The organism is Dolichospermum sp. LEGE 00246, assembly GCF_015207865.1.
Lineage (GTDB): Bacteria > Cyanobacteriota > Cyanobacteriia > Cyanobacteriales > Nostocaceae > Dolichospermum > Dolichospermum heterosporum.
The window spans coordinates 1-7,367 of sequence record NZ_JADEWA010000272.1; the positions used below are offsets into that span (position 1 = coordinate 1).

Genomic DNA, 7,367 nt, shown 5'->3' on the forward strand with positions numbered 1-7,367 from the left:
TAATAAATGTGATATTTTGCCAAGATGAAAATTCTGGAGTTACATTAAATTTCTCATCTAAAATTTCTTCGGCTGCAAAGCCAGTAAATCCTAATTTACTAATATTAACTGTTAATCTAGTTTTATCTAAATCTATAAATCCCGGTGATTTTTCTTTTTGAGAAAGGGGAGTAGATAAACCAGGAATTTGATTAATTTGAGTTCTGGCTGCTTTCCCTAATTCCAAAGTTTGAGACATGAGCTTTTTTCCATGTATTGCCATTTGCTGACGTGCAGCATCGAGAGAAGCTAAAAGAATAAAACTAGGACTTGTAGATTGAACTAATTGTAAGGCTTTATTAACCCTATCAATATCAATTCTTTTACCTTGAATATGTAACATTGATGCCTGTGTCATTGCCCCCAATGTTTTATGAATTGATTGGACAGTTAAATCTGCACCTGCACTTAAAGCTGATGTGGGTAATTCTGGGTGAAAATGAAAATGTGCGCCGTGTGCTTCGTCCACAATCAAGGGAATATTATATTGATGAGTAAGGTGTACAAATGCTGGCAAATCTCCACAAACACCATGATAAGTAGGATAAACTATCAGCACTGCTTTGGTATCTGGATGTTGTATTAATGCTGCTTTTAATGATTCTGGTGTAATGCTGTATGCAATATCTAAATCTTCATCATATTCAGGATTTATAAAAATAGGAATTGCCCCCGAAAGAATCAATCCAGAAATAACAGAAGAATGGATATTTCTAGGCAGAATAATTTTATCTCTCATTCTACAAGTAGCGAGAATTGCGGCTTCAATTCCGCAGGTAGAACCATTAACTAAAAACCATGTTTTCTCTGCCCCAAAAGCCTCTGCTGCGAGTTCTTGGGCTGCGAGAATTACGCTTTCTGGTTTGAATAAATTATCTAACTCTGCTAATTCCGTTAAGTCAGCCCGAAAGACATCTTTACCAATTAAATCTGTTAAAATTGGCGAAATTCCCTCACCGCGTTTATGTCCTGGGGTGTAAAAAGGTGCGTGAGGACGGTTTATACAGGCTTTCAAGGCATCTATGAGGGGGGTTTGGTTTTGATTTGGCATTTGGGGGGAAAGAAGCTTTTATGAATTATCTAATTTTGCTGTAAGGTGGTCAAATATGTTGTGAGTAGTTAACATGAAAATTGTTCAAGAAGTTTCTTTAATAAGTGTTGGGAGTTTTGAAGAGTCAAATGACTGGTCTATTATTCGTACTGAAATTCGTGATGCTATCTCTCTTATCGTGTATCCTCCTGGTACATCCAGTTTTACAATTAATCCCACAAAACATGGTAATGGTGTCAAACCAATTAAAGAAGCTTGCATGATTGCATTGAAGAATAAATTTGGCTGGAAATTGGAAACTTCAATTAACTATGCAACTAAATCACCGGGAAAGATAGACGCAACAAAAATGATTGACAATTATCTTTTTGCTCTTGAGTGGGAAACTGGTAATATTTCCTCAAGTCATCGGGCAATTAATAAAATGGTTCTCGGATTACTACGTGGTGTTTTTCTAGGTGCTGCTTTGGTACTCCCCAGCAGAAAAATTTACCCTTACTTAACAGATAGAATTGGTAACTATGAAGAATTAGAACCATATTTTGATGTTTGGAAAGCAGTTCAAATTAAAGAAGGATTTTTGGCAATCTTTGTAATTGAACATGATTATCTAGATAGCAACGTACCAACACTTACTAAAGGCACAGATGGACGTGCATTAGTATAAAATTACTCTTATGTTAAAAAAGGAATCGAAAGTTGTGCAGTAGTTGTTTTGCGGTGCTTAAATTTCTTTTTTCCCCTCGCTGATTCCCATTCTTCAATAATCCCTTTATCCAAATCAGTTAATCTTGCTATTGCTGGATCTATATCCCCAATTTCTGAACCAATCCAATAACGTTTTAGTTTTTCCGCTGCATAAAATGTAGTACCAGAACCTCCAAATGGATCAACTACAATTTGTCCTGGATTAGATGCCATTGCAATAATTCTCTCTAACATAATAGGAGCAAGTTGATTTGCAACTCTTTTTTTATGCTGACGATGACGAACTGGTGGAATATCAGCCCAGAGTTCCTCTGTTAATGTCCATAAAGTTTCACTAGAATCAGCATCAGAAGTATCTTCCCAAACATCTTCTGGTGCTTCCCAAACATCCATTAAGTTAATACCTTTTTCATTAAGTTTTTTACGATGTCCACCATAATCACGAATTTCTCCACCACAATGCCGACATACCTGAATAGGTGTGTAAACTTTGTTGAAAACTGCTGGTTCCCCTTTAGTGTAATAGAGTAGTCCATAGTGAGCAGGGGACATTTTTTTACCTCGAGGAAAAGCTTTCGGCATTCTGCAAGCAATCCAATGTCGAAAACACATTCCTTGTTGATTCAAATATGCACCATATTCTATACACCATTTAGGCAAGTTAAATACAAATAAACTACCACCATTTTTCAGAACTCGAATACTTTCATTTAGCCACTGTTGCGACCATATTAAATACTTATCTGCTGCTAAATTATCGTTTACACCTTGACCATATTCTTTACCAAGATTAAAAGGTGGGTCTGCAAATACCATATCTACAGACTCATTAGGTAATGCTGATAGAAGTTTCAGGCAGTCTCCCTGATAGAGAATTCCATACTCACTCTTGTAAACCTGTTGCAATCTTTGTTGAGTTGCAAAATCAGTAGTAATCAATTGGAAAGGAAGCATTAATTTCACCTTGACTATATTAATCTAGCTTAAGTCTATACACTCTATTGTCACTTGTCAATAGAGTTGGATTGAGAATTTGTCCGTCGAGGTTGATAAGGTTTTCCATTAGGCTGATTCTTGTATCTCTCTATTTCAGTCGGTTCTATGTAGTAATAACGTCCAAGTTTATGAGCTATAATCTGACCATTTTTAATTAAGTCGTGTACTCGTTGACGGGTTACAACCAGTAATTTGGCAGTTTCAGTGACAGAGAGTAATTCAGGAGTGTTGTCAGAAGCAGAGTCTGTCATAGGGATTATTTAGAATAATGCTTTAATTCCACAATTTATATTTCTCAAGATTTCATCCTAATTTGTAACTATTATGATATGAGAATTGCTAATTAAGTGTAAATTTTTAGAGCGTAAACAGTAATTTATTCTTGTCTATGGTTAATCTGGGAAAAATAGCAACAAAATAATGATAAACAACATGAACTTCAAAGATATTAAACAAAAACTATTCCCCATCTTCAAAATTATATCCATCACACTCACAACCAGTGCAGTAGGCTTAGAATTATGGAATATTCAAACATCAATCACTAACAGTCAACTACCGAGTATCTTAACTCCAGCTTTAATTATCACTCATATTGTGCTGTTGGCTCATTTTCTCGAAGCCTTAATTGCTGCTTATTATGCACCTGCTCGCAATCAAGCATCAATCAAATATGCAGCCTATACATTTTTTGTGGGGATATTTGGTTTATTAGAATTATTTGACAATGATCAAGAACAAGGATTAAAGGAAAAAAGTTAACCGTTTTTTCTTGTCCCCTGAACTGACCAGCATTCATCCCAACCGTGCTTTAACAGCATGGCTGAATTCTGGTTTCTTGTACGGAATTTATACCGTGATTTATGAATCAACGCATCGCCCAACCTTGTATTCTAGAACTAGCACTGATTTAATCTTGTTACTAAACTTTGTTTGTTTTCGATAACTATTCATTATACAATATACACAGAATCTCAGTGCAGAATAAATCCTGGCTTTAGCCTGCATACCTTATTTGATAGCCTGCACGGCGTAGAAGTATCACAGGTGTGTCCTCTTGAGTGGGGCGCACCTTTAAGGATTTTGGGCATTTTTCTGATAAGCTCGAAAATTGTGTTAAATATGACACTATTAACTATGTATTTCTAGATTGAATACTAGAGTGTTTATGCTTTTTAAGGTTTAATAAAGACTAAATCTAGTATTATCGAAAAGTCGGAAATTAGGTGTGGTGTGAAAATCAAGACAGGAGTGAACAAAATGGATTTACGTGGAGATGCGTTGCAAATCCTTAAAGACACTAGTAGAACTTTTTATATCCCAATTAGTATTTTACCATCAGGATTACAAGAAGCAGTGGCATCAGCATACTTGTGTATGCGTGCCATTGACCAAATTGAAGATGATCCAAACTTGGATAACGAGACTAAAAAACGCCTGTTGCAGAATATTAGCCTCACATTGCAAGCTGGAGTAGATGGTTTTTCGCTGGATGCTTTCTCTGTAGGGTTTAAAGGTTACGAAAATTCTTTACAAGAAGTTAGTTTACGGATTAGAGAATGGTCAATATTAGCACCTGAAAGTATTGCTCCGCGAATTTGGGATGCAACAGCGGCAATGGCTGATAGAATGGCTTATTGGGCAGATAAAAATTGGAAAATAGAAACAGAAGCGGATCTAGACCGTTATACCTTTGGGGTGGCTGGTGCTGTGGGCTTGTTACTCTCAGATTTATGGAACTGGTATGATGGAACTCAAAGCAACCGCACTCAAGCCATAGGATTTGGTAGGGGTTTGCAAGCGGTCAATATTCTGCGTAACAATGGTGAAGACCTCAATCGTGGGGTCAACTTTTACCCAGCAGGTTGGGATAATGACAATCTCCAAGAATATGCCCGTCGTAATCTTATCTTAGCAGATGCCTATACGAACTCTCTGCCCAATGGACCGGCTTTGCAATTTTGCCAAATTCCTTTGGCTTTGGCTCATGGTACTTTAGATGCTTTGGCTAGTGGTAAGGAAAAACTCAGTCGCAGTGATGTTGTTTCCCTGATTGAAAACCTCATGGGTGTGAACGCTAAGGCTAGTTAGGAAATAGGGAACGGGGAACAGGCGAGTTGAAGTAAATTCCCATTACCCATTACCAAAATAAAAAATTTGTGTGTGTGAGATATTCATGAAAACTACTTTATTTCTGAGTCCACCTTCTTTTGATGGTTTTGATGGTGGTGCGGGGGCGCGATACCAAGCAAAACGAGAAATTACTTCTTTTTGGTATCCCACTTGGTTAGCACAACCAGCGGCTTTAGTTCCTGGCAGTAGGTTAGTTGATGCACCTCCTCATGGGCAAACTGTGGATGATGTGTTGAAAATTGCCAAGGATTATGAATTGGTAATTATGCACACCAGTACACCATCGTTGGCTAATGATGTTAAGTGTGCAGAAACAATCAAAGCTCAAAACCCCAATGTACAAATTGGCTTTGTGGGGGCGCACGTTGCGGTTTTACCAGAGGCAACTTTGCGAGAAAATCCAGTAATTGATTTTGTTTGTCGCAATGAGTTTGATTATACCTGTAAGGAATTAGCAGAAGGAAAACCTTGGGATGAAATCAAGGGTTTGAGTTACCGGGATAAATTGGGAAATATCCACCAAACTGAGGAACGTCCTTTGATTCATGATTGGGATGCTATGCCCAGTGTGTTGCCAGTTTACGCTCGTGATTTGGATATTAGCAAGTATTTTATTGGCTATTTGCAACATCCTTACATTTCTTTTTATACTGGGCGGGGTTGTCCAGCCAAATGCACTTTTTGTTTGTGGCCACAAACTATTGGTGGACATTTATACCGTCATAAAAGCCCTGATGCTGTAGGCAGAGAAATGGAAGAGGCGAAGGTTCTCTTTGGGGATAAGGTGCGGGAGTATATGTTTGATGATGATACTTTTACCATTGATAAACATCGAGCGATCGCAATTAGCAAACACATGAAACGACTCAATTTAACTTGGAGTTGCAATGCCCGTGCAAATTTAGATTATGATACTCTCAAAACTTTACGAGATAACGGTTTAAGATTGTTATTAGTAGGGTTTGAATCTGGCAATCAAGAAGTTCTCAATAATATCAAAAAAGGTATTAAGCTAGAAGTGGCACGGGAATTTATGAAGAATTGCCACAAACTTGGTATTACTGTACATGGTACTTTTATTATCGGATTGCCAATAGAAACTCCAGAAACTGTAGAGGAAACAATTCGCTTCGCTTGTGAGTTGAGTCCCCATACAATTCAAGTTTCTATTGCTGCACCTTATCCTGGTACAGAGTTGTATGAACAAGCCAGAGAAAAAGGTTGGTTTGCGAATGAGTCTTTAGTTTCAACTTCCGGTATTCAAACTTCAACTTTGCAATATCCCAGTCTTTCGAGTGCGGAAATTGAAGATTCGGTTGAAAAAATGTATCGCAAGTTTTACTTCCGTCCAAAAGCGATTATTCCGATTGTGCGGGAAATGCTGGCTGATAGACAAATGTTAGTTCGTCGCTTGCGGGAAGGTAAGGAATTCTTTGGTTATTTGAAAGACCGTCGGACTCAAGCTTTAGCTAGGTAAATCGTCAGAATCAGGATACCCAGGATTAAAGGATTAACAGGATTAATTAAATTAAATCTTGTCAATCCTGATTCTAACATTTTTAATCCTAATTATCTATATACCAATGTCTTATTTAATTATTAATGCTGATGATTTCGGGTTTTCCCAGGGTGTGAATGCGGCGATTATTCAAGCCCATGAGGAAGGCGTTTTAACTAGCACTAGTTTAATGGTAAGTGGTGATGCTGCACAAGAGGCGATCGCTCTGGCAAAAGATCATCCTCATTTAGCAGTAGGTTTACACCTAGTTTTAGTTTGTGGTAAATCAGTTTTACCACCTTCGCAAATTCCCCATTTAGTAGACTCTCAGGGTAACTTTTCCAGTAATCCCACCCAAGCAGGATTAAACTATCAATTTAATCAGGCTACCCGTGCCGAATTGCGCTTAGAAATATATGCCCAATTAGCAAAATTCCGCGATTCTGGTTTAAATCTCAGTCATGTTGATGGACATTTACACCTTCATGTACATCCTGTAATTTTGAATATTTTAACAGAATTTGCAGCGGAATTTCAGATTAAATTTATCCGTTTACCATCGGAAGAATTGACAAAAAATCTCAAAATTGATCAACGCAATTTACTCACTAAAATAGTTTGGTCTATTGTTTTTGGACAATTACGCCGTTATGGAGAAGGTTTATTAAAAGCTAATAATATTAAATTTGCTGACAGGGTTTATGGATTGTTACAAACTGGTGACATGAGTGAAAAATATTTACTAGATTTAATACCACAAATAGAAGCGGAATTGGTAGAAATTTATTCTCATCCGGCTTTAGTAAATACTGAGACAAATAACGGTGGTGAAGTAGAATTAGCGGCTTTATTGAGTCAGGAAGTGCGTCAATTATTGACTGTGAAAGATTTTAAATTAAGTAATTATAATCAGTTAATTTAATTAACAATTTTGTATAAATA

Annotated in this window: 8 protein-coding genes; 5 read left to right on the top strand and 3 right to left on the bottom strand. The window is 37.2% G+C overall.

The features are described 5' to 3' along the window. On the bottom strand, positions 1–1,090 hold a 1,090-nt coding region (locus IQ228_RS16960), incomplete at its 3' end, for an aminotransferase class I/II-fold pyridoxal phosphate-dependent enzyme (protein WP_193963640.1). 73 nt (positions 1,091–1,163) lie between these two features. On the opposite strand from IQ228_RS16960, the gene IQ228_RS16965 reads away from it, so the two are divergent. Then, positions 1,164–1,757 (top strand): BamHI restriction endonuclease, encoded by a 594-nt coding sequence (locus IQ228_RS16965; protein WP_027401540.1) that lies wholly within the window; start codon positions 1,164–1,166, stop codon positions 1,755–1,757. A gap of 8 nt (positions 1,758–1,765) precedes the next feature. Here IQ228_RS16965 and IQ228_RS16970 read toward each other — a convergent pair whose 3' ends face one another. Both IQ228_RS16970 and IQ228_RS16975 read right to left on the bottom strand, forming a co-directional pair. Then, on the bottom strand, positions 1,766–2,752 hold the full coding sequence (locus IQ228_RS16970) for a site-specific DNA-methyltransferase (RefSeq protein ID WP_027401539.1): 987 nt from the start codon (positions 2,750–2,752) through the stop codon (positions 1,766–1,768). 50 nt (positions 2,753–2,802) lie between these two features. Further along, positions 2,803–3,045, bottom strand: coding sequence for a helix-turn-helix domain-containing protein (locus IQ228_RS16975; protein WP_027401538.1), 243 nt, complete (start codon positions 3,043–3,045; stop codon positions 2,803–2,805). Between the two features lie 181 nt (positions 3,046–3,226). Here IQ228_RS16975 and IQ228_RS16980 point away from each other — a divergent pair, with 181 nt between their 5' ends. The 4 genes from IQ228_RS16980 to hpnK all read left to right on the top strand — a co-directional run bounded on the left by IQ228_RS16980 (position 3,227) and on the right by hpnK (position 7,347). After that, a complete protein-coding gene (locus IQ228_RS16980; protein ID WP_193963642.1) occupies positions 3,227–3,556 on the top strand; it encodes a hypothetical protein in 330 nt (109 codons plus the stop codon). A gap of 498 nt (positions 3,557–4,054) precedes the next feature. Beyond that, entirely contained in the window at positions 4,055–4,885 is an 831-nt protein-coding gene (locus IQ228_RS16985; RefSeq protein WP_027401536.1) for a squalene/phytoene synthase family protein, read from the top strand. Between the two features lie 85 nt (positions 4,886–4,970). Next, positions 4,971–6,404 carry a hopanoid biosynthesis associated radical SAM protein HpnJ gene (gene hpnJ / locus IQ228_RS16990; protein WP_193963650.1) on the top strand — a complete coding sequence of 478 codons (1,434 nt, stop codon included), beginning with the start codon at positions 4,971–4,973 and terminating at the stop codon, positions 6,402–6,404. 106 nt (positions 6,405–6,510) lie between these two features. After that, entirely contained in the window at positions 6,511–7,347 is an 837-nt protein-coding gene (gene hpnK / locus IQ228_RS16995; RefSeq protein ID WP_193963664.1) for a hopanoid biosynthesis-associated protein HpnK, read from the top strand. The last annotated feature ends 20 nt before the right edge of the window (positions 7,348–7,367 follow it).

Bases quoted from the DNA above. Each gene is read 5' to 3' on its own strand.
- IQ228_RS16965 (WP_027401540.1), top strand. From the start codon at position 1,164: ATGAAAATTGTTCAAGAAGTTTCTTTAATAAGTGTTGGGAGTTTTGAA.
- IQ228_RS16970 (WP_027401539.1), bottom strand. From the start codon at position 2,752: ATGCTTCCTTTCCAATTGATTACTACTGATTTTGCAACTCAACAAAGA.
- IQ228_RS16975 (WP_027401538.1), bottom strand. From the start codon at position 3,045: ATGACAGACTCTGCTTCTGACAACACTCCTGAATTACTCTCTGTCACT.
- IQ228_RS16980 (WP_193963642.1), top strand. From the start codon at position 3,227: ATGAACTTCAAAGATATTAAACAAAAACTATTCCCCATCTTCAAAATT.
- IQ228_RS16985 (WP_027401536.1), top strand. From the start codon at position 4,055: ATGGATTTACGTGGAGATGCGTTGCAAATCCTTAAAGACACTAGTAGA.
- hpnJ (WP_193963650.1), top strand. From the start codon at position 4,971: ATGAAAACTACTTTATTTCTGAGTCCACCTTCTTTTGATGGTTTTGAT.
- hpnK (WP_193963664.1), top strand. From the start codon at position 6,511: ATGTCTTATTTAATTATTAATGCTGATGATTTCGGGTTTTCCCAGGGT.